The 20,724-nt window shown below is 65.8% G+C and carries 18 protein-coding genes; 6 read left to right on the top strand and 12 right to left on the bottom strand.

Translation table 11 applies throughout. The features are described 5' to 3' along the window. Window positions 1-24 precede the first annotated feature (24 nt). The 8 genes from asd to ABDZ81_RS13820 form a co-directional block, all read right to left on the bottom strand. Window positions 25-1,059: an aspartate-semialdehyde dehydrogenase gene (gene asd, locus ABDZ81_RS13855; RefSeq protein WP_343774594.1), complete on the bottom strand. Its 1,035-nt coding sequence runs from the start codon at window positions 1,057-1,059 to the stop codon at window positions 25-27. 121 nt (window positions 1,060-1,180) lie between these two features. Continuing rightward, a complete protein-coding gene (locus ABDZ81_RS13850; RefSeq protein ID WP_256391112.1) occupies window positions 1,181-1,375 on the bottom strand; it encodes a 30S ribosomal protein S17e in 195 nt (64 codons plus the stop codon). Between the two features lie 105 nt (window positions 1,376-1,480). Continuing rightward, window positions 1,481-2,107, bottom strand: a complete 627-nt coding sequence (locus ABDZ81_RS13845; RefSeq protein WP_343774593.1) for a DUF447 domain-containing protein — start codon at window positions 2,105-2,107, stop codon at window positions 1,481-1,483. A gap of 2 nt (window positions 2,108-2,109) precedes the next feature. After that, a complete protein-coding gene (locus tag ABDZ81_RS13840) occupies window positions 2,110-2,958 on the bottom strand; it encodes a triphosphoribosyl-dephospho-CoA synthase (protein WP_343774592.1) in 849 nt (282 codons plus the stop codon). 30 nt (window positions 2,959-2,988) lie between these two features. Next, window positions 2,989-3,789: a tRNA-dihydrouridine synthase gene (locus ABDZ81_RS13835; protein ID WP_343774591.1), complete on the bottom strand. Its 801-nt coding sequence runs from the start codon at window positions 3,787-3,789 to the stop codon at window positions 2,989-2,991. A 3-nt stretch (window positions 3,790-3,792) separates the two neighbouring features. Then, window positions 3,793-4,785 carry a 2-phospho-L-lactate transferase gene (gene cofD, locus ABDZ81_RS13830; protein ID WP_343774590.1) on the bottom strand — a complete coding sequence of 331 codons (993 nt, stop codon included), beginning with the start codon at window positions 4,783-4,785 and terminating at the stop codon, window positions 3,793-3,795. 110 nt (window positions 4,786-4,895) lie between these two features. After that, window positions 4,896-5,588, bottom strand: a complete 693-nt coding sequence (locus ABDZ81_RS13825; RefSeq protein ID WP_343774589.1) for a hypothetical protein — start codon at window positions 5,586-5,588, stop codon at window positions 4,896-4,898. Window positions 5,589-5,630: 42 nt separating this feature from the next. Further along, complete coding sequence (locus ABDZ81_RS13820; RefSeq protein WP_343774588.1) at window positions 5,631-6,716, bottom strand: hypothetical protein; 1,086 nt, start codon at window positions 6,714-6,716, stop codon at window positions 5,631-5,633. Between the two features lie 289 nt (window positions 6,717-7,005). Here ABDZ81_RS13820 and ABDZ81_RS13815 point away from each other — a divergent pair, with 289 nt between their 5' ends. Then, window positions 7,006-7,158 carry a hypothetical protein gene (locus tag ABDZ81_RS13815; RefSeq protein ID WP_343774587.1) on the top strand — a complete coding sequence of 51 codons (153 nt, stop codon included), beginning with the start codon at window positions 7,006-7,008 and terminating at the stop codon, window positions 7,156-7,158. Window positions 7,159-7,313: 155 nt separating this feature from the next. Here the strand turns inward: ABDZ81_RS13815 and ABDZ81_RS13810 are convergent, their stop codons facing one another. Next, entirely contained in the window at window positions 7,314-8,888 is a 1,575-nt protein-coding gene (locus tag ABDZ81_RS13810; protein ID WP_343774586.1) for a glutamate-cysteine ligase family protein, read from the bottom strand. Window positions 8,889-9,026: 138 nt separating this feature from the next. Here ABDZ81_RS13810 and ligA point away from each other — a divergent pair, with 138 nt between their 5' ends. The 3 genes from ligA (at window position 9,027) to ABDZ81_RS13795 (ending at window position 11,878) form a co-directional block, all read left to right on the top strand. Next, the gene (ligA, locus tag ABDZ81_RS13805; protein WP_343774585.1) at window positions 9,027-10,733 is read left to right on the top strand and encodes an ATP-dependent DNA ligase LigA; all 1,707 of its coding nucleotides are present in this window, start codon (window positions 9,027-9,029) and stop codon (window positions 10,731-10,733) included. Window positions 10,734-10,803: 70 nt separating this feature from the next. Further along, complete coding sequence (locus ABDZ81_RS13800; protein ID WP_343774584.1) at window positions 10,804-11,550, top strand: MBL fold metallo-hydrolase; 747 nt, start codon at window positions 10,804-10,806, stop codon at window positions 11,548-11,550. A 76-nt stretch (window positions 11,551-11,626) separates the two neighbouring features. Continuing rightward, window positions 11,627-11,878 carry a hypothetical protein gene (locus ABDZ81_RS13795; RefSeq protein ID WP_343774583.1) on the top strand — a complete coding sequence of 84 codons (252 nt, stop codon included), beginning with the start codon at window positions 11,627-11,629 and terminating at the stop codon, window positions 11,876-11,878. A 132-nt stretch (window positions 11,879-12,010) separates the two neighbouring features. Here the strand turns inward: ABDZ81_RS13795 and ABDZ81_RS13790 are convergent, their stop codons facing one another. The 3 genes from ABDZ81_RS13790 to ABDZ81_RS13780 all read right to left on the bottom strand — a co-directional run bounded on the left by ABDZ81_RS13790 (window position 12,011) and on the right by ABDZ81_RS13780 (window position 15,937). After that, on the bottom strand, window positions 12,011-12,271 hold the full coding sequence (locus ABDZ81_RS13790; protein WP_343774582.1) for a hypothetical protein: 261 nt from the start codon (window positions 12,269-12,271) through the stop codon (window positions 12,011-12,013). Window positions 12,272-12,356: 85 nt separating this feature from the next. Continuing rightward, a complete protein-coding gene (locus ABDZ81_RS13785) occupies window positions 12,357-13,448 on the bottom strand; it encodes a DNA topoisomerase IV subunit A (protein WP_343774581.1) in 1,092 nt (363 codons plus the stop codon). Continuing rightward, complete coding sequence (locus ABDZ81_RS13780) at window positions 13,445-15,937, bottom strand: DNA topoisomerase VI subunit B (protein WP_343774580.1); 2,493 nt, start codon at window positions 15,935-15,937, stop codon at window positions 13,445-13,447. The genes ABDZ81_RS13785 and ABDZ81_RS13780 overlap by 4 nt, the downstream gene beginning before the upstream one ends. A 329-nt stretch (window positions 15,938-16,266) precedes the next feature. Between ABDZ81_RS13780 and gyrB the strand changes: the two genes are divergently transcribed. Then, a complete protein-coding gene (gyrB, locus tag ABDZ81_RS13775) occupies window positions 16,267-18,180 on the top strand; it encodes a DNA topoisomerase (ATP-hydrolyzing) subunit B (protein WP_343774579.1) in 1,914 nt (637 codons plus the stop codon). Between the two features lie 13 nt (window positions 18,181-18,193). Further along, a complete protein-coding gene (gene gyrA / locus ABDZ81_RS13770) occupies window positions 18,194-20,686 on the top strand; it encodes a DNA gyrase subunit A (RefSeq protein WP_343774578.1) in 2,493 nt (830 codons plus the stop codon). Window positions 20,687-20,724: the final 38 nt, after the last annotated feature.

Genomic DNA, 20,724 nt, shown 5'->3' with positions numbered 1-20,724 from the left:
CGTTCGGAAAACGGCGCGCTACGCTTACAGGTAGCCTTCCTCGACCAGCAGCTCGCCGTTCAGCACGCTGGCGCCGGCGGCGCCGCGGATCGTGTTGTGGGCGAGACAGTCGAACTGGACGCCGTCGCTGGTCTCCTGGACCGGGCCGGTCGCGATGCCCTGGCCGTCGGCAACGTTGCGGTCGAGGCGGGGCTGGGGCCGGTTGGGGTCCTCGAACACCTTGATGAGCTCGTCGGGGGCGCTCTGGAGGTCGATCGTCGGCGCCTCGCGGAACGCGGCCTCGACGTCGGCCGCGGAGGCGTCCTCGGCGAGTTCGGCGAACACGTTCTCCAGGTGGCCGTCCAGCGTCGCGACGCGGTTACAGGACGCCGAGACGTCGACGTCGTGCCAGCTGAGCTCGGCGCCGTCGAACTCGCCGAGCAGCTTCCGGGACTCGCTTTCCATCTTCTCTTCCTCGCCGCCGATGTGGGGCAGGACGTTGTCGATGATCTCCATCGAGGTGACGCCGTCGTAGCCAGCGCCGGAGACGGCCTGCAGCGTCGAGACGAAGACCTTTTCGAGGCCGAACTGGTCGAGCTGGGCCAGCGTCGGCACCATCGTGATCGTCGAGCAGTTGGGGTTCTTGATCAGCGCGCCGTCCCAGCCGCGCTCGTCGCGCTGGACCTCGATCAGGTCGAGGTGGTCGTGGTTGACCTCGGGGATGACGAGGGGAACGTCCTCGGCGAGCCGCGAGTTCGAGGAGTTCGAGGAGACGACGTAGCCGTCCTCGACGAAGCCGGGCTCGACCCGCTCGCCGACGCTGGAGGGCAGCGAGGAGAAGATCAGGTCGACGTCGTTCGGAACCTCGTCGGGATCGGTCGCCGAGACCGTGATCTCCGCGACGTCCTCGGGAATCGGCGTGTTGACGCGCCACTTCGCGGCGTCGCTGTAGGATCGGCCCGCACTCGATTCGCTCGCGGTCAGGGCCGCGATCTCGAACTGCGGGTGGGGGTCGAGTTGCTGAATCAGGCGCTGTCCGACCGCGCCGGTCGCTCCGAGAATACCGACTCGTACTGACATTGTGGTAGGAGTGGTATCGGGGAGCAAAAACGGTTTGGATAGCGCGGCGCCGCGTAGCGCTCGAACTGGCCGGCGCAGCCGCTATCAGAGATCTATCGACGACAGAACGGCGAGAACGTGCTTACGCTTCGGCGGCGTTGCCGCTCTTCTTCCGCGAGATGAAGCCGGCGACGCGGTTCCGGACGTCCTTGGACTCGATGTTTGTCAGCGTGTCGACGCCGTCCTTGTTGTGCTCGAAGTCGTCCGAGAACGCGTCGGGGTATCGCTCGAGCAGGATGTTACCGGTCTTCTTGACGTACCCAGGTTTGATTGGCATGTTCGAATCGTTGTCCGACCGGCGCCTAAAAGGGTTCGATGTTCGACGGCCGATCGGCGGCGACCGGCGCTCGCCACCGGCGCACGGCCGCTCTCGTCGGCGCGCTCACAGCCGGTCGCGCCAGCCGGTCAGCTCCGAGAGCCGGTCGAACGCCGCGCGCTCGCGCTCCCCGCCGCAGGTCTCGACGACCTCGGCGAAGTACGCGAGCCGGTCGAGCAGCGTCGCCGCGTCGTAGGCGTCGACGTCAAGTCGCGAAGCGGCGACGGTCGCCTCGATCACGGCGTAGTAGCCACGGTTCGTCGTCGCCGGTTCGTGCTCGCGGCGGACGGCTTCGACCGGCCGAAGTTCCCACTCCTCCCAGCGAGTCGATCCATCCTCGCCGGCGTCGACTTGCTCGACCTCGACGCGCGCCCAGGCGTCGGCGGCGTCCATGATCGGCTCCTCGCGCTCGCGGATCGAGAGCGCGCTCTCGACGAACGCCAGCGGCTCGCGGACGAACTGGACGTACCCCTCGCCCTCCCGGTGGAAGTTCCGCCGCGTTCGCGTGTTTCCGTACGTGCGGGCGGTGGCGGGATCGCCGGCGTGCACGCCCAGCGCGGCGTCGTTCCACAGGCCGTTCGGGCCGAGCGTCGCGACGACCGACTCGGTGACTCCCCGGAGTTCGACCGGCCACTCGACGGTCCGGGCCCCGGTTTCGATGTCGTCCCGTCCCGTGACTCCGTCGTCGTCCACGCTCACACCTCCAGTCCGTCGCGTTCGAGCGCGACGAACAGGGCGGCGGCGACGACATCAGCGGTCGTCCCCGGGTTGATACCCGACTCGACGAGCGACTCGGAGAACGCGGCCACCAGGTCCGGGCCGCCCTCGCGGGCTTCCTGCGCGCGGACCATCACGCTCCGGGCCGTCGAGGCGCCGTGCTTCTTCGCGACGTGCGTGTCGGGACGCCGCGCGAGCAACCAGAGGAACGCGTCGGCCGCTCTGGCCGGCAGCGGTTCGTCGCTATCGGCAATCCGATCGGCGACCGCGAACGTTTCTTCGAAACCGTCGGTCCACTCGCGGGCGACGCCGTCGCGCTCCGAGCTCTCGGCCATCAGCTCCTGCAGGGTCAGCCCGCGGTCCCGGACGGCGTCGGCGGCGTCGCTGCCGCGGCGGACATCGAGCGGTTCCATATCCTCGGGCGGATCGCCCGCGCGGACGTCGACGTGATCGAACGCTCGATAGAAGTCGACCGCGTCCTCGACGGTCGTCGCCGCGACCGTCGCCGCCGCGGCCTCCGGCGTCAACTCTTCGATCTCGTCGTCGCCCGCGGTGCGGACGAGCGGCGTCAGCAGGAGCAGCGCGCCGAACTGCGTGTTCCCGCCCCGCTGCTCGGCCATCCCCTCGACCGACCGCTCGAACGCCGACCCGACGGGATCGCCGCGGCCGGCCGCCCGGAGGCCGTCCTGCGCACCGACTGCGCCGGCCAAGAAGTGCTCGAACCGGAGGTCGGGCAGGTCGCGTTTCCGGTCGACGTTGCCGGGCTTGGGCGTCCCGGCGACCTCCAGCAACAGGGCGAGCTCGGCGTTCTGGGCGGGCGTTCGCATCGTCTGTAGAAACGTCGACGCCGCGGGCACTTAGGATTGCGGCTCCGGCGTCGACGCCGACTCGGTCGTGGTAGTCCCGGAGCCGTGATCCCGCTCTCCGCCCTCGAACCACTCGTCGACGGCCCGCCGGACGCGCCGGAGCACTCGCGGATCGTCGCTCGGTCGCCCGACGCTGACGGCGTCGGCGCCGTAGTTCAGGTACTCTCGGACTGACGCCCGGTCGCGGACCTCGTTGTTGGCGATCACGAACAGGTCGGCGGCGTCGGCGACGTCGCCGATCATCGGCTCGGAGTCCATCGCGTCGACGTGGATCGCGTCGGCGCCCGCGGCGTCGATCCGGCGCGCGGTCGCGGGCAAGTCGACGCCGTCGACCTCGGCTCGAACTTTGACGCTGACGCTTGCGCCCGTCCCCGACGCCGCGGCGACGTACTCGCAGAGCCGGTCGGCGTCGGCAAGAAGGGCCTCGCCGCAGCCCGCGGCGCACAGCTCGTCCTGCCGACAGTGAGCGTTGATCTCCAGAACGGCGCCCCGTTCGGCACAGATTTCGGCGGCTTCGCGAACGGGTTCGACCGTCGCGCTGCGGACGTTGAACGCCGGCCGGATCGGGACAGCTTCGAGCGCGGCCAGTTCGGCATCGATGAATGCAAGGGGGTCCTCGGGGAGAAACTCCTCCCGGTCGCGCGCGACGAGATCGCGGGCCGCCCGCCGGGAGCGCTCGTCGAGCGCGATGCCGCCGAGAAACGCGGCGCCGACGTGCTCGGCGGCGGCTTCGGCCCACGCCGCATCCGAACGCCCGCTGAGGCTCGCGATCGCGACGCGCGGGCCGAACACGGCCTACCGGACCTCCTCTAAGGCGGCCTCGATGGCCTTGGTGACGCGGGCGGCGTCCTCGCGGTCGTCGATCTCGATGTCGGTTCTGACGACCGGCACGTCGAACTCCGTGTCGTCGTCCTCGTCGACGACCAGCGCGTCGGCGAAGGGGTAGGCGGTCTCGAGGCCCGCGGAGTTCGGCTCGGCGCCGACGGCCTCCATGAGCTGGGCGACCGGTCCCGAGAACGCTTCGCCCTCGACGAACGGCGAGACGGCGACGACGTTGGTGTCCCACAGCGTATCCGAGATCCCGGGCACCGCGAGCATCGGCCCGATGCTCGTCACCGGGTTCGACGGGCCGATCACGACGTCCTCGGAGAGGGCGTCGAGCACGCCCGGCGCGGGTTCGGCGCTCGAGGAGCCGCGGAACTCGACGCTGTCGACCTCGGGTTCGCCGCCGCGGGCGACCCAGAACTCCTGGAAATGCATGACGCCCTCGTCGGTGTGGATGAGGCTGGCGACCGGGTCGTCGCTCATCGGCAGCAGGTCGATCGTCAGGCCGAACCCCTTCGCCAGCTCGTCGGTGACCTCCGAGAGCGTGTGGCCCTGATCGAGCAGGCTCGTCCGCGTGATGTGGACCGCCCGGTCGCGGTCGCCGATCTCCATGAACTCCATCGCGCCCGAGAAGCGGCGCCACTGCGCGATGTCGCGGCCCTCGGTCTGTTTCTCCTCGGGGAGAAATTTCGGGCCCTCGTCGAGCCCCATCGCCTCGCCGATGTCGTGGAGCGCGGTGTTCGTGCGGGTCGTGTCGCCCTTGATGCCCCACCAGTCCTCGCGGTCGAGCACGCCGCCGCCCTGGAAGATCAGCGTGTCGACGTCGGGCGATATCAGCAGACCGCCGAGCTCGACGTCGTCGCCGGTGTTCGCGATCACCGTCGTCTCGTCGGGCGAGAAGGATATCGCGGCACCGTCGAGAAGCTTCGGCGTTCCGGTGCCACCGGAGAGGAACGTGACCATACCACCCATACTGGACGGGGGGACTATAGTACTGACGAGGATTCTTAAATCGGATAGTCGTGATCCGGGATGGTTACCGTTAGACAAAAATTGAGAGACTTGTCGAACGCTCAGCCGTGGTCTACGGAGACGCTCAGCGAGAGACTCGCCTCCACCTGACCGTTAGGCCCACTAAGGTTCTCATCGACTCGATAGGTTCCGTCGATTAGACAACCACCGTTGCCAGCAGATGCGAAGAGTGCGTAGGTCCCCTTGATGATTTCGCACGGGTCCAGCGTGACATTGTTCACCTCGCTATCGTATCCCCACTCATCAAGCTTCCAGCACCCGAAGTTTTGATCACTTGTAGTGTCATTCCCGTTTGAATGATGTTTCCCTTCGTTCTCGAACCTTGATGGAACAACGTAGATTGAAAAATCAGCGGTTCTGTGTTCAGCTGCGTACCGCGTCAAGGGCTGATGTGCACCGAATCCCAGCGTGATCGGATCGTCGCCGAGGTTCGCTAATGCTATCCAGATTCGAGCTGGTGACGAAGATGAAAATGACCGAATGCATCGAGATGCTGCGCCGATCTTTCCGGTATTGGTTGATGTGGACACCGATGTAGTGACTACCGGATAACCCCCTTCTGGATTAGAGGCTTCTTTTGGAGGGTCAAAGATTTGGCTTTCGCCACAGGAACCGATAGGTGAGGCATTGTTGCTGGAGTTGGGTGAGTCAGTATTTCTACTACAGCCCATGAGAAGCATAGTTCCAATAAGACTACCTTGGTGAAGGATTTTCCTTCGTGATCTCTCTGCCATATTTATAAACTATTGTATGTATTATAATGCATAATTATATGATTATTCTCCGAATTCAATATCATTGGATTCTCTAATTCGATACGCTGCACATCCAACTGAATAATCGTCCCCGCCACCCTTATGCGGCGCGATGACTGCTGCCCTTTTATCTCCTCTGTAATTGGTATATTCATGGTAGTGGATACTTCCGGAGTCTCCACCAAATGTACAGGTAGTCAACCGAACGTAGTTTTCATAGTCATTTGATCCCTCGCATCCAGATGTGTACGGAAGCTGCTTATCATAACCAGTTATAGTGCCATTTGTGAGCGTGGTTTTTGCGCCTCTATTAAAAACTTTTGTATCATTGCTCTTTAACTGATGTAGTCCGTGTTGTGACACATAACCGCTCGCTTTAGGTGAACTGCCTGCAATATTATTCGAGAAAAAAGAAATGTCAGCATCATTGGTCAATCGAATAATGGCCCAGTCCTGAGCTGGCCGAATTTCCTCGATCTCGCCAATTTTCTGGCCTTCCTGTTCAACTGTGTCGTCTATCGATTCGAAGGAGCAATCATAGGAGTGTCCATCAGTCATAAGACAGTTCAGAATTTCCCCATCATCGTTTGTGTACCGAACTGCACAACATGATGAGTGTGACCCATCAAGTCTTACACCGCCTTCGACAGGGTCATAGGTGTTTGTATCATCCCAGCTATCGTCACAGGAATGTAGTTCAGTTTTTTCTGGAGAATGAACTTCAACTGGAATACCATCTACACGGGTTGGCATATTTGTAGAAATGTCGGCCTCCGAATCACGTCCAACCCGAAGATGGCTAACTTTCTTTCCACCGATTGTACTGGATTGTGTACCGACTCCAACACTCACAATGCCTGGAGTATCGCCAAGCCGGTCAACAAGCTGCTCTTGAAGACGGATTACTCTCTGTTCGTGCTGCCACCATTTGAATGGAACAGTAGCCGTCTCCACTACTTTGTCTCCAGACACAACTACTGGAATGTCTATTTCATCGGGTTGTCCTATATTTTTTCCGTACACTTGACCTACACCGAATAGGCTACTTGCTGCTACGGTGGTTCCTTGAAGGAATCTGCGCCGTGATGAATGGTCACTATCTGACATCCATTATTGGTAGATATTGCCATCAGATATAATTATTGGTTTGAAAAATATTAGAGTATTAATAATTGGTGTGTATAATATGAGCCATCCTCAAATTCAATCCATGACTGAATAATATTTGTATTTAGCCATCAGAAATTACAATCATCATTACCACTACTGGTTGCCGAGCCGATCGTTCAAGATGCCTCCGATTACCAAGTCCTGCTGACGCTTGTGGTGCTGTCCTTGATCACAACCGCCGACTGTCGGCGGACTGTTTTTATCGGTGGCGTCCGTCTCCGAGGATATGGGCGTCTACGTCAGCGACGTATCCGAGTTCGTCGGTTCGGACGAGGGCGACGAAGATCGGGAACCACTCGGTGATCGACTCCGGGGGATGGCGGCGGAACTTGACGTCGATTCGGTCGAAGAGGTCCGCGAACTACGCGATCGGACATGAGATTGTTTCTCGACACGAACGTTCTCGTGGCTGCTGTAACCGACGAGCCCGAAACGGGACCAGTCGCAGCAAGCGTCCTGAATGCCGACCTCGTTACGTTCGATTCAGAGCTACAGGACGCCGGGGCAGCTTCGCCGCGAGACCTGCTCTGATCGCTACCACTCCCGGTCGTCGAGCCAGTCCGTGAAGCTCCCGCCGATCAGCGAGTCGTGCTGGCGTTCGAGATACCGGCGCTGCATCCCGTACACCGCGTCCTCGAAGCTCGCGCCGTCGTCGAGGCGCTGCTTGACCTCGCGGCGCTTCCAGCGCGCCGGCGTCAGCTCGTGGCGGGCGCGCTGGCGGAGCGGCCAGAGGTACTCCTCGATCTCGGTGTCGGTGAGCCCGCGGCGCTGCAGGCCGTCCGCGGCGTGGTCGAGCAGGTCGGCGTACAGCGTCTCCCGGTCGGTCGTTTCCTCCCCGGAGTTGGTGATCCACTGCAGGTCGGCGTCGATGCCGTTTCGCATCGCCGCGTAGAAGTTCTCGCGGGCGTCCTCCCAGTCGAGGTCGGCGACGGGATGTTCGACCCGCGGGAGACTCTCCAGCAGCCCGGCCAGCGCGGCCTGAAACGCCACCGAGTCGCTGACGGTCGGCTGGGCGGGCAGCGGGCGGAACTCGATGCGGGCGTTGGCCTGCGAGCGCGTCCCGCCGCCGAACACCGGCCGGACCCAGCGCCAGTAGGTGCCGTGCTTGAGCCGGAAGTGGGCGAACTCGTCGTCGAACCCGTTGCCCGGATCGACCGGCATCGGTACGAGCGTGTCGTCACGGGCGATCCGGTCGACCGCCTGCTCGACGTGCTCCAGATCGTGCGGGAACCGGACTTTCCCTTCCCCCATATCGGCGTCCGGCGGGTTGAGCGACGTCTCGAACACGCTGATCCGGTGTTCCATCCAGCCGTCCGCGAGGATATCCTCGGCCGTCGCGTCGGCGTCGTACAGGTCCGGCGGGAAGAACGGCGAGTTGACGCCGAGCGCGAGCAGCGGCCCGGCGATCCGCAGGGCGTACCGGAAGTACGTCGGCAGGTCGATCGCCTGGGGCACCTGATAGTGGGGCTGGATCGACGTGATCACACTCTCTGGCATCACCGTGTCGCCCTGTAGGCTGACGTGGGGCGCGTCGATCCGGAGCCCGACGTCGTCTGCGGCCTCGGTGTTGGCCATCGCGTGGTAGCGCACGGAGTCGCTCATGTTCGAGGCGATCCGGACGCCCCGGTCCTCGATGCTGTCGGTGAGGTAGCTCCGGGCGCTCTCGCCCTCCGGCGGGATCGTCCAGAGGCCGTCGCTGACCAGCTGCATCCCCTCGGCGCGCGTGCGCTCCTGGGCGGCCGAGAGCCGCGCGTTGACCTCCGCCTCCTGTGCTGCGAGCCCGTAGGAGTTGAGCGGCTGCGGGCTGACGGTCATCTCGGCGTTGTGCAGCCCCAGTTCCTTCTCGAACCCGATGAGTTCGAGCAGCCGCCGCGGGACGCGCTTGAGCGTCCCGCCGTCCTCGGCGCCCGTCGTCCAGGGGTCGTCGGCGGGGTTGGCGACCGCGTAGAACTCGTACTCCAGCCCCACGATCGCCTGGGAGTTGTCGAAGGTGCCGTCCCGGAGCTCGGACTTGATTACCTCCGCGTCGGCGTCGACGGCCGACTGGAACTCTTCTGGATCGATCGACAGCACGTCGTCCACCGCCGCCGCCAGGTCGGCCTCCGGCATGTGTGTGGCTCACTGCGCGGCCGAGTTCCTTGAAACCGACGACTGCGACGAAAGCGCACCCTTGAAACCCTTTGAATCGACGCTGGGGGCGGAGACGGTCCGGATCGTTTATTGACCCCACCGACGTACCGGCGTGCGATGGAGTTCCGGGAGTTCGCCGAGCGCGCCGCGGAGATCGAGGCCGAACCGGCCGACCTCGAAGTCGTCGCTCTGGTCACCGACCTGCTCGACGCCGCCGACGAGAACTTGCCCGTCGTCGCGCGGTTCGTCCAGGGGCGGGTGTTCCCCGACCACGACTCGACGACGCTGGACGTCGGACCGAGCTACCTCTACGAGGCGATCGCCCGCGCTGCCGGGCAGAACGTCGACGCCGACGACGTCGAGGACGAGCTGGCGGAACGCGGCGAGATCGGCGAGGTCGCGGCGAGCTACGATCTGGGCGGCCAGACCGGGCTGGGAGCGTTCGGCGCCGGTGCTGGCGGCGGTAGCGAGGACCTCACGGTGGGGGACGTTACGGAGGAGCTGGAAACGCTCGCGGAAACCGAGGGCGAGGGGAGTCAGGACGCCAAGATCGACCTCCTATTCGGGCTGCTCAATCAGTGTTCTCCCGAGGAAGCGAAGTATCTCGTCCGGATCGTTCTCTCGGAGATGCGCATCGGCGTCGGCGAGGGCGCGGTTCGGGACGCCGTCGCGGAGGCGTTCGACGTCCCCGTCGACGAGGTCGAGCGCGCCCTGCAGGTCTCGAACGACTACGGCCTCGTCGCCGCGGTCGCGCGCGACGACGGCGTCGACGGGCTCGCGGAGCTCACTCTGGAGATCGGCCGCCCGGTCCAGGCGATGCTCGCGCAGGCCGGGGCGGTCACCGACGCGCTCGACGACTGGGACGAGGCCGCAGTCGAGTGGAAATTCGACGGCGCGCGCGTCCAGCTACATCACGAACCCGAGGGGCTCACCCGCGTTTACTCCAGGAACATGGAGGACGTCACCGACGCGCTCCCCGAGGTCGTCGAGTTCGCCGAGGAGCGCATCGACGTCCCCGCGATCCTCGACGGCGAGGTCGTGGCGATCGACGACGACGGCGAGCCGCTACCCTTCCAGAACGTCCTGCGCCGGTTCCGGCGCAAGCACGACGTCGCGGCCGCCCGCGAGGAGGTCGCGGTTCGTCCCGCCTTCTTCGACTGCCTGCACGCGGACGGGGAGGATCTGCTCGACGCGCCGCTCGCGGAGCGTCACGAGCGGCTCGCCGGAGTGCTCGACGACGGCGGCGTGGCGCCGGACGACACCGCGGCCGACGTCGAGGGGCTCTCGAAGCTCTGGCGTTCTGACGATCCCGACGAGATCGAGACGATCGACGCCGACGCGCTGGACGCGGGCCACGAGGGGATCATGCTCAAGAACCCCGAATCGACGTACTCGCCGGGGCGCCGCGGGAAGAACTGGCTCAAGCGCAAGCCCGACGTCGAGACGCTCGACCTCGTCGTGACGGGCGCCGAGTGGGGCGAAGGTCGGCGCGCGACGTTCCTCGGAACGTTCCTGCTGTCGGCCCGCGTCGACGACCGGGGCGAGTACGAGACGATCGGCAAGGTCGCGACCGGGATCACCGACGAGGAGCTCGAAGAGCTGACCGGGCTGCTCGACCCCCACGTCCGGGCGGAGGACGGCCAGGAGGTCGACGTCGAACCGGCCGTCGTGTTCGAGGTCGGCTACGAGGAGATCCAGGCCTCGCCGACGTACTCGTCGGGCTACGCGCTCCGGTTCCCGCGGTTCGTCGGCGTCCGCGAGGACCTCGATCCCGACGACGTCGACACGTTAGAGCGCGTCGAGCGGCTGGCCGACAGACAGTAGTCGGGGAGCGTCGGCGTCACGTCGCATCGCGAACCGAACCCTTGAATCCGGGGAGCCCGAATCACCGAGCATGACGATCAGCCGCGGCGACCTGACGATCGACTGGCTCGGCTACGCGACCGTCCGCATCGAGGACGGCGACGGGACCGTGGTTTACCTCGACCCCGGCCGCTACGGCACGCTGACCGGCGAGTGGACGCCCGACACCGAGGGCGTCGGCCATCCGCCGGCCCGGGACTACGACGCGCGGGACGGCGACCTCGTGCTGGTGACCCACGACCACCACTACGACTCCGACGGCATCCGCCGGGTCGCGCGCGAGGACGCGACGGTCGTCGTCTACGACGCCGTCTACCCGCCGGGGATCGACCGGGACGTCGAACCGCTCGACGACCTGCCCCAGGACGTCGTCCGCGTCGACGAGCACACCGATCGGCTGTTCGAGGACGTGATCGTTCGGACGATCGCGGCGTACAACGAGCCCGACGGCCCGCACGTCGACGAGCAGGGCGAGCCGTACCACCCCGAAGGAATCGGCGTCGGCTACCACCTCACGATCGGCGATACCGCCGTGTTCTGGCCGGGCGACTCGGACGTGCTGCCGGGCCACGAGGAACTGGACGTCGACGCGTTCCTGCCGTCGATCAGCGGCAACTTCACGATGGGCCGCCGCGAGGCCGCCGAGCTCGCCGCGGCGCTCGATCCCGATCTGGTCGTCCCGATCCACTACAACACGTTCGCGGGGCTGGAAGCCGATTCCGAAGTGTTCGCGCTCGACGTCGCCGATCGCGGCATCCCCGTGGCGCTCGACGAGTAGGCGACTCCGCGCTCCGGTCGCTCCGCCACCCGTCGCTCCGGGAGAATACTTGAACCGCGAGAACGTACGGTCGCCCATGCAGGTCCGAGACCGAGTCCATCGCGCCAAGCGTGCAGTTCTACGAGCACGATACGCCGGGGTCTTCGGCGGGATCGGCGGCGCCGTCGGCGGCTTCTACGGCTTCAAGGCAGCCACCGCCGGAGCGGCGGTCGGCGGCCTCGTCGGCGCCCTGATCGGCGAGTTGCGAGCGGCCCCCGGCGAGCGACTCGCCGCGGCAGCCGCCGAGCGGAAAGAGCAACTCGAAGAGCGCGTCCCCGTTCGGGGCTGATCACGCCGATCGGCCCGCTCAGAACTCGACGGAGAAGTCGGCGAGCCGTTCCCGGAGCAAGGACCGGACTTCGCCCGCTCGAAACGTAGTCGGCACAGCGGCCGGTACGGCGTCGCGCGGCCGAGGTCGCGCTCAGCCCCACTCGATCGAGAACCGCCGCTCGTCCCTGGACTCGTCGTCGAGCTCCTCGGCGACGTGCTCGCGAAACTCCCCGTACGTTCCCTCGAAGATGAGCCGCTGGTGGGCGACGCTCCCGCTCGCGTACGTCGAGCGCTCGCGCGCGTCGTCAAGCGACTCGGCGGGGACGAAATCGCAGCTCCCGGCGTACCCGTTCTCCTCGCACCAGTAGATCACGTACAGCTTCTCGTCGTCGGCCGTGCTATCTGGTGACATCTATTGTAGTGTAGGACGCGACGGGGTTAAATCGTGCGTGGCCGACGAGAAAACCGAAGGTCGTCTCCAGATTCGACGCGCGCCCTTACAGAACGCCCATATCGCTGAGACGTTCGGGCAGGTACGTCTCGGTCACGAAGTCCAGGCCGTGGGACGCCAGGGCCTGCTGCTCGGACTTCTTGCCGATGTCGAGCTGAAGCTCGATCTGTTCCTCCCAGTAATCGGTCTGGTAGCGCGGGTCCTCCAGCTCGCTCTCCAGGGCGTTGATGTCGGAGTCGCTGAGGGGATCGGTCGGCAGGTCGTACTCGACGATGTCCTCGGGCTGGACGCCGATGAACTGCGCCTCCGGGGTCGCGAGGTACTCCGAGAGGTGCGCGGACTTGATCGACCCGTACGCGACCGAGCCGTAGATCCGGTAGGACCAGGGGTCGCCGTCAGTGAACACGGTGACCGGCAGGCCGAGCTCGTCGTGGAGCCGGCGGGTGAGCCGGCGGGTCGCGCGGGCGGGCTGGCCCTTGAGGTGGACGACCAGCGCGTTGTGTTCCTCGTCGAAGCCGTTCTCGACGAGCCGGTCGCGCATGCCGCCGGTCTCCACCGCGAGGACGAAGTCGGCGTCGCACTCGAGGAACTCGATCGTGTCGGGGTTGTTCGGGATCTGGTAACCGCCTTCGCCGACGTCCTCCTGGCAGTGGATCTCGCGCTCGCCGCGGCGGGTCTGTTCCCGCAGGCGCAGCGGACCCATCACCGTCGCGCCCGACTCCTCCGGGCGCATGTGGAAGTCCTCGCGGGTGACCTCCGAGACGATTTCGAGGTCCTCGATGAGCTGGTTGGACTCGTCCTGATCGTTGAACTGGGCCTCGTTCGAGTCCCACGACTCCGAGAGGTAGTACAGTTCACGCAGGGTCGACGAGCGGTCCTCCTCTAGCTGGTTGTCGAGGAACTCGATGGTGTAGATCGCCTTCAGCAGCTTGCGGGCGCCGCGGATGCTGTTGGCCGAGCGCGTGCTCTCGCGCTCGCCGTACACCCAGACGTCCTCGTCCTCGTCGAAGACGATGTTGCTCTTGGTGCGGGTCGGAATGGACATCTCGGGGATCTCCCCGCTGTCCATCTGGTCGTAGAACTCCGCCGCAAGGTCGATCAGCTTCTGCTGGGCCTCGGAACTGGTGTCGCTGCTCATTGGTTGATGGTGAGTTTCGCGTCTTCGACGCCCTCGACGCTCAGGTCGAACTCGGCGTCGTCAGCCGTCGCGTACGACAGCGTCGCTTCGTCGTCGCTCGATACGTCCGCGGACCACTTGACGAACCACTCGCCGTCCATCTCGACGACGGTCGCGTCGTCGGGGAGGTCGGTCGGCTCGGCCGTGACGATGTCGGTCACTTCGAGCGATTCGTTGGTGCTGGAGTTGTTCTCGACGGTGACGGTCACCTCGCTGCCCGCGCCGTTGGCCTTGATCTCGCGCTCGACGAGCACGTTGTTCATGATGCGCGCGAGCGCGTCGTCGAAGTTCGGCTCGTCGTTGCCGGTGACCTCCGCGACCTTCTCGGCCATCTCGGGGAGGATGTCGGCGAGCACGTCCTGCTTGCGCTTGCGCTTCTCCAGGGACTTGCGCTTCTTGAGGTAACTTTTGAGCTCGCGGGCCGCCTCGCGGATCGCGAGTTCGATCTCGTCTTCGATCTCCGGGACGTTCGCCACGGCGTCCTTGGACTCGCTGGTGAACGGCACGTTCGTCGACGCGACGTGGACCATCAGCACCGCGGGCCCGTTCGGGATGCCGCTCCCGCCCGGCTGGTCGAGGTTGTAGTTGCGCCAGCCGATCTGCTTGATCACGTCGGTCGTCGCGCAGGCGCCGCGCTGGTACACCAGCGGGACGCGGTTGGCGAACCGCATGACGTCGGCCTTGCCCTCGGCTTCGAGCTCGCCGCCGTAGGCGATGCCGGCCTCGACGATGAACGGGTCGCCGCCGTGAACTTCGGCGTCGCGCGTCGCCGCCGCGTAGAAGTCGGCGTCGAACTCCTTTCGAAGTCCGGCTTCGACGAGGTCGGCCTCGATCGGCGCGAGGCAGTTCGTCGGCGGCGCCATGATGTCGCTCGTTCGCATCGCCTCCAGCAGGTCGCTGGCGGCGTCGCGGTCGTCGGCCAGTTCCCGCACGAGCGGCGGGTCGTCCGGGACCGTCCGCGCGCGGGTCCACAGCGCCTCGACGACGTTCTCGCGGGCCGTGTCGCCGAACGTCACCTCGTCGTCGGTCTTCTGGAACATCTCGACCGAGCGGTCGAGGTACTCGCGAAGTTCGGCGCGGGTCACTCGGTCGCGCTCGTCGTCCGCGCTCTCGAACTTCTCGGCGAGGCGCTCGGCGACGCCCCGCACCGTCGCGTCGTCCTTCCGGGTGCTCGTCGCCTCGTCGACGATGCCGTGGAGGCTGTCGGCGCGGCGTCCGCCGGCGCCGGTCGTCGCTTCGGCGTCGGCGTCCGCCGCGTCGCCGGCCGCGTCCGCATCGGCGTCTTCGCCGGTCGCACCCTCGGTGATCGCCGTCCACGCCGCATCGACGGCGTTCTCCCGGACGGTGTCGCCCAGCGTCGCGCCGTGCTCCTCGGCGACCTCGTCGGCCGCCGCCGCGACGGCGTCTTCGACGTGGTAGTGGGCGACCCGGTCGAGGTCGTCGAGCTGATCGACGACCGCCTCGCCGAACGCCTCGGTGGCCTCGGGCCCCTTCCCGTTGGTCGCGTCGGCCACGGCCTCCGCGACGTCGGCGTCCTCGTGGGGCCGCGGGAGCGTCCACGTCATCTCTCGGCCGTAGTGCTTGTCCCGGAAGTTGTCGGTCACGCTGTCGGCGGTCTTCTTCCCGACGCGGGTGAACTCCTCCTGCATGAACCCGGACATCGAGTGCGAGTCGGTTGCCGCCAGCATCTTGAGGACCGTTCCGAGCTCGACGCCGTGGGGATGCGGGCGGATCTCCTCGGTCTCGTCGGGGAGTTCGGCTTCCTCGGCGCGCTCGCCCTTGAAATGGTTCTTCGGCTCTTTGAGTTCGATGCGCGCGTGGGGGTTGACGACCGCGGTGTGCTTGATGTAGTCGTGGAGCTGGCTCCGGGCCCGCATGTTGGCCTCCATCTCCAGCTCGATCCGCGTGCCGTGCGTGCGGTCCCAGGAGGTCGTCTCCTCGGTCCGGATCTCGGGCTCGTTGGTGTCGGTGTCGATGATCAGCTCGAAGTACTGCGCCTCGTCCGACCCCTGCGTCCGGCTGGTGATCTTGGCCGGCTTCCCGCTGGTGAGCTGGGAGTAGAGGACGGCCGCCGAGATGCCGATCCCCTGCTGGCCGCGGGACTGCTCGCGGGCGTGGAAGCGGGAGCCGTACAGCAGCTTCCCGAACACCTTGGGGAGCTGCTCCTTGGTGATGCCGGGCCCGTTGTCCTCGACGATCAGCGTGTAGTAGTCGCCGGACTCCCGGATCTCGACGTAGATGTCGGGCAGGATCCCCGCCTCCTCGGCGGCGTCCAGCGAATTGTCGACGGCCTCCTTGACGGCCGTGACCAGCCCTCGGGCCCCGCTGTCGAACCCGAGCATGTGCTTGTTCTTCTCGAAGAACTCGGCGATGGAGATCGCCTGCTGGCTCTCTGCCAGCTCCTCTGCGATCCCCGCCTCGTCACCGAGCGTCGACTGAAACGAGGTCATTACCGGTCCCGTAGCGCCGGGGGACGTAAAACCCATTCGCTACCGGAGTGAAAGTGAAAATCGAACCGCTCCCCCGGCGTTTGCGACCGTCCGGCGGCGGGCGACTCGTATCGTTTCACCGACGGTTTCGTCGTCGCGACGCCGAGTAAGTGACGCCAAACGCCCGATGGCGAGCACGCAGAAGCGGTAAGTCGTCCCACCGTTTCTCGCGGCCCGCCCGCGACGAAGTAATCGCGGCCTCGTAGCGGTACGGTTCGCTTACCTATTCGCGCGCTCGCGCGCGTACGTGACCTTTATCAACCCGGGTGGCCTACGTCGAGACAGATTTTATGTCCGAGGAAACGGAGTACGGTGCCGGACAGATCCAGGTACTCGAAGGACTGCAGGCGGTGCGGAAACGTCCGGCGATGTACATCGGTTCTACCGACTCTCGGGGACTGCATCATCTCGTCTACGAGGTGGTCGACAACTCCATCGACGAGGCGCTTGCCGGCCACTGCGACTCGATCGGCGTGACCATCCACGAGGACGGCTCGGTGAGCGTCTCCGACGACGGCCGCGGGATCCCCGTGGACATGCACGAAGAGCACGACAAGCCCGCCCTAGAGGTGATCATGACGGTGCTCCACGCCGGCGGGAAGTTCGACAACAAGTCCTATCAGGTCTCCGGGGGGCTCCACGGCGTCGGCGTCAGCGTCGTCAACGCGCTCTCGGAGGAACTGGAGGTCACGGTCCGGCGCGACGGCGCGGTCTGGACCCAGCGGTTCGTCGAGGGCGAGCCCGCGAGCGAGCTCGAACGCGTCCGCGACATGGAGCCCGACGAGTCGACCGGGACCCAGATCCGCTTCTGGCCCGACGGCGACATCTTCGAGACGCGGACGTTCGAGTTCTCGACTCTGGAGAGCCGACTCCGCGAACTCGCCTTCCTCAACTCCGGCGTCGAGATCGCGCTCGCCGACGAGCGCGACGACACCGCGGAGTCGTTCCGCTACGAGGGCGGCATCAAGGAGTTCGTCCAGTACCTCAACGAGACCAAGACGGAGCTCCACGACGACGTCATCTACTTCGAGGACACCGAGGAGGGGATCCAGGTCGAGGTCGCGATGCAGGCCACCGACGAACTGCAGGGCTCGATCCACGCGTTCGCCAACAACATCAACACGCGCGAGGGCGGTACCCACCTCACCGGGTTCAAGACCGCGCTGACGCGCACGGTCAACGACTACGCGACCGACAACGGGCTGCTGGGCGACCTCGACGAGAACCTCAAGGGCGAGGACATCCGCGAGGGGCTCACCGCGGTCATCTCGATCAAGCACCCCGACCCGCAGTTCGAGGGCCAGACCAAGACGAAGCTGGGCAACTCCGAGGTTCGGGGCATCGTCGAGGGCACCATGCACGAGGGCCTGGGCACCTTCTTCGAGGAGAACCCCGACACCGCCGAGGCGATCGTCTCGAAGGCCGTCGAGGCCGCGAAGGCCCGCAAGGCCGCCAAGAAGGCCGAGGAGCTCACCCGCCGGAAGAGCGCGCTCGAATCGACGGCGCTGCCGGGCAAGCTCGCTGACTGCCAGACGAAGGATCCCGCCGACTCCGAGCTGTTCATCGTGGAGGGCGACTCCGCGGGCGGCTCGGCCAAGCAGGGGCGCAATCCCGACATCCAGGCGATCCTCCCGCTGGGCGGGAAGATCCTCAACGTCGAGAAACACCGGCTCGACCGCATCCTGGAGAACGACGAGATCCGGAACATGATCACCGCCATCGGGACGGGGATCGGCGACGAGTTCGACATCGAGGACGCCCGCTACGAGAAGATCGTGATGATGACCGACGCCGACGTCGACGGCGCGCACATCCGCACCTTGCTGTTGACGCTGTTCTACCGACACATGCGCCCGCTGATCGAGGCGGGCTACGTGTACGCCGCCCAGCCCCCGCTGTACCGCATCCGGTACCGCGGCGAGACGTACGACGCGATGACCGAACAGGAGCGCGAGGAGATCATCGCCGAGAAGTGCGACGGCAACCCGACCCAGGTCCAGCGGTTCAAGGGCCTGGGCGAGATGAACCCCGAACAGCTCTGGGAGACGACGATGAACCCCGACAACCGCGTGCTCAAGCAGATCGGCATCGAGGACGCCGCCGCCGCGGACAAGATGTTCTCGGTGCTGATGGGCGACGCCGTCGAGCCGCGCAAGCAGTTCATCAAGGAACACGCCCCCGAGGCAGAGTGGGTCGACATCTGATGGAGGAATCTACATGAGTTCAGACGTACCCGATCCGAGCGACGTCGACGCCGCCCGCGTGGAGCGGGTGCGCGTCGAAGACGAGATGGAGCAGAGTTACATCGACTACGCGATGAGCGTCATCGCGGGCCGCGCGCTGCCCGACGTCAGGGACGGGCTCAAGCCCGTCCACCGGCGCATCCTCTACGCGATGCACGAGATGGGCGTCACCAGCGGGTCCAGCCACCGGAAGTCCTCCTCGGTGATCGGGGAGACGATGGGTGACTACCACCCCCACGGCGACAGCGCGATCTACGACACGCTGGTCCGGATGGCCCAGCCGTTCTCGATGCGCCACCCGCTGGTCGACGGCCAGGGGAACTTCGGCTCGATGGACGGCGACCCGGCCGCGGCGATGCGCTACACCGAGGCCCGGATGAGCCCCATCGCCGAGGAACTGCTCGAAGACATCGAGAAGGACACCGTCGACTTCTCGCCGAACTACGACGACCGCCTGACCGAGCCCGACGTGCTGCCCTCTGCGTTCCCGAACCTCCTGGTCAACGGCTCGTCGGGCATCGCCGTCGGAATGAGCACGAACATCCCGCCGCACAACCTGGGCGAGGTCGTCGACGCCACGATCGAGCTGATCGACGACCCCGAGGCGACCGTCGAGGACCTGATGGAGCACGTCAAGGGGCCCGATTTCCCGACCGGCGCGAACATCGTCGGCCGCGACGCCATCTACTCGGCGTACTCGACCGGCCGCGGTCGCCTCCGCGTCCGCGCGGAGTACGAGACCGACGACGATAAGATCGTCATCACCGAGGTCCCCTTCCAGCAGAACAAGGCCCGCCTCGTCGAGCGCATCGCCGACGACGTCAACGAGGGCAAGATCGAGGGCGTCCGGGACCTGCGCGACGAGTCCGACCGGAACGGCGTCCGGATCGTCATCGAGCTCAAGCGGGGCGCCAACCCCGACGTCGTCGAGAACCAGCTTCTGGAGCACCACCTCGAGAACACGTTCGGCGTCATCAACCTCGCGCTGGTCGACGGCCAGCCGAAGGTGCTGACGCTCAAGGAGACGCTCGAACACTACGTCGAGCACCGCAAGGAGGTCGTGCGCCGGCGCAGCGAGTACGACCTCGGGGAAGCCGAGGATCGCGCGCACATCCTCGAAGGTCGCCTCACGGCGCTGGAGAACGTCGACGACGTGGTCGAGCTGATCCAGGATTCGGAGGACCGCGACGCCGCCAAGGAGGCCCTGATCGAGGCCTACGACTTCTCGACCGACCAGGCCGACCACATCGTCCGGATGCAGCTCGGGAGCCTCACGTCGATGGAGGCCGCGGAGATCGAGTCCGAGTACGAGGACGTCCAGGAGCGCATCGAGCGCCTGGAGACCATCCTCGAAGACGAGTCGGAGCTGCTGGCGGTCATCAAGGAGGAGCTCCGCGAGATCAAAGAGGAGTACGCCGACGATCGGCGGACGAGCATCATCGAGGATCAGGGGACGGTCACCCACGAGGACCTCATCGCCGAGGAGGAGGTCGTCGTCGTCGTCACCGAGGACGACTACGTCAAGCGGATGCCCGCCGACCGGTTCGACCCCCAGGGTCGGGGCGGCAAGGGGATCATCGGCGCCGACGTGAAGGAGGGCGATCGGGTCTCGAAGGTGTTCCGCGCGAACACCCACGACTACCTGCTTTGCTTTACCAATCACGGCCAGGTCTACCGCCTGAAGACCTACGAGATTCCCGAGATGAGCCGTACCGCGCGGGGCAAGTCGGCGATCAACCTGATCGACTTCGACGACGGCGAGGAGATCACCGCCGTCGTCGCGACCGACGAGTTCGAGGACGGCGAGTGCGTGACGATGGTCACCCGCGACGGCTACGTCAAGCGCACCGAGGGCGAGGAGTTCGAGAACATCCTCTCGACGGGGATCATCGCCGCCGACCTCGAAGACGGCGACGAGCTCATCGACGTCGAGGTGACCGACGGCACGAAGGACCTCGTGATCGCCACCGAGGGCGGCATGACGATCCGGTTCGACGAGTCCGAAGTGCGCTGCATGGGTCGGAACGCCAGGGGCGTCGGCGGCATCAAGCTGCAGGACGACGACAAGGTCGCCGGGCTCGTCGCGACCGACGAGGACGACGACAACGCACTGCTGACGGTCACTCGCAACGGGTTCGGAAAGCGGACGAAGCTCGCCGAGTACAGCACCCAATCGCGGTACGGTATGGGCCTGATCGACATCAAGACCGGCGAGCGCAACGGGCCGGTCGCGACGGTCAAGTCCGTCGCCGAGGACGACGGGCTGGTGCTGATGAGCGAGAACGGCCAGATCATGGTGACCCGCGCTTCGGACGTCTCGATCGTCGGCCGCAACACGATGGGCGTGACGGTGATGGACGTCGAGGACGACGACGCCGTCGCCAGCGTCGACGTGCTGCCCGCCGCGACGCCTGACGCCGACGACGCGCAGGCCGAAGAAGCAAGCGTGCCGGCCGACGACGAGTAGTCGCCGCCGTCGCAACGTCTACGGCGTCGACACGCCGG

The organism is Natronoarchaeum mannanilyticum, from assembly GCF_039522665.1.
Classification (GTDB): domain Archaea; phylum Halobacteriota; class Halobacteria; order Halobacteriales; family Natronoarchaeaceae; genus Natronoarchaeum; species Natronoarchaeum mannanilyticum.
The sequence above is the reverse complement of the archived record's forward strand: the minus strand, read 5'-3'. Positions and strand labels throughout refer to the sequence as shown.

Bases quoted from the DNA above. Each gene is read 5' to 3' on its own strand.
- asd (WP_343774594.1), bottom strand. From the start codon at position 1,059: ATGTCAGTACGAGTCGGTATTCTCGGAGCGACCGGCGCGGTCGGACAG.
- ABDZ81_RS13850 (WP_256391112.1), bottom strand. From the start codon at position 1,375: ATGCCAATCAAACCTGGGTACGTCAAGAAGACCGGTAACATCCTGCTC.
- ABDZ81_RS13840 (WP_343774592.1), bottom strand. From the start codon at position 2,958: ATGCGAACGCCCGCCCAGAACGCCGAGCTCGCCCTGTTGCTGGAGGTC.
- cofD (WP_343774590.1), bottom strand. From the start codon at position 4,785: ATGGTCACGTTCCTCTCCGGTGGCACCGGAACGCCGAAGCTTCTCGAC.
- ABDZ81_RS13825 (WP_343774589.1), bottom strand. From the start codon at position 5,588: ATGGCAGAGAGATCACGAAGGAAAATCCTTCACCAAGGTAGTCTTATT.
- ABDZ81_RS13820 (WP_343774588.1), bottom strand. From the start codon at position 6,716: ATGTCAGATAGTGACCATTCATCACGGCGCAGATTCCTTCAAGGAACC.
- ABDZ81_RS13815 (WP_343774587.1), top strand. From the start codon at position 7,006: ATGGGCGTCTACGTCAGCGACGTATCCGAGTTCGTCGGTTCGGACGAG.
- ABDZ81_RS13810 (WP_343774586.1), bottom strand. From the start codon at position 8,888: ATGCCGGAGGCCGACCTGGCGGCGGCGGTGGACGACGTGCTGTCGATC.
- ligA (WP_343774585.1), top strand. From the start codon at position 9,027: ATGGAGTTCCGGGAGTTCGCCGAGCGCGCCGCGGAGATCGAGGCCGAA.
- ABDZ81_RS13800 (WP_343774584.1), top strand. From the start codon at position 10,804: ATGACGATCAGCCGCGGCGACCTGACGATCGACTGGCTCGGCTACGCG.
- ABDZ81_RS13795 (WP_343774583.1), top strand. From the start codon at position 11,627: ATGCAGGTCCGAGACCGAGTCCATCGCGCCAAGCGTGCAGTTCTACGA.
- ABDZ81_RS13790 (WP_343774582.1), bottom strand. From the start codon at position 12,271: ATGTCACCAGATAGCACGGCCGACGACGAGAAGCTGTACGTGATCTAC.
- ABDZ81_RS13785 (WP_343774581.1), bottom strand. From the start codon at position 13,448: ATGAGCAGCGACACCAGTTCCGAGGCCCAGCAGAAGCTGATCGACCTT.
- ABDZ81_RS13780 (WP_343774580.1), bottom strand. From the start codon at position 15,937: ATGACCTCGTTTCAGTCGACGCTCGGTGACGAGGCGGGGATCGCAGAG.
- gyrB (WP_343774579.1), top strand. From the start codon at position 16,267: ATGTCCGAGGAAACGGAGTACGGTGCCGGACAGATCCAGGTACTCGAA.
- gyrA (WP_343774578.1), top strand. From the start codon at position 18,194: ATGAGTTCAGACGTACCCGATCCGAGCGACGTCGACGCCGCCCGCGTG.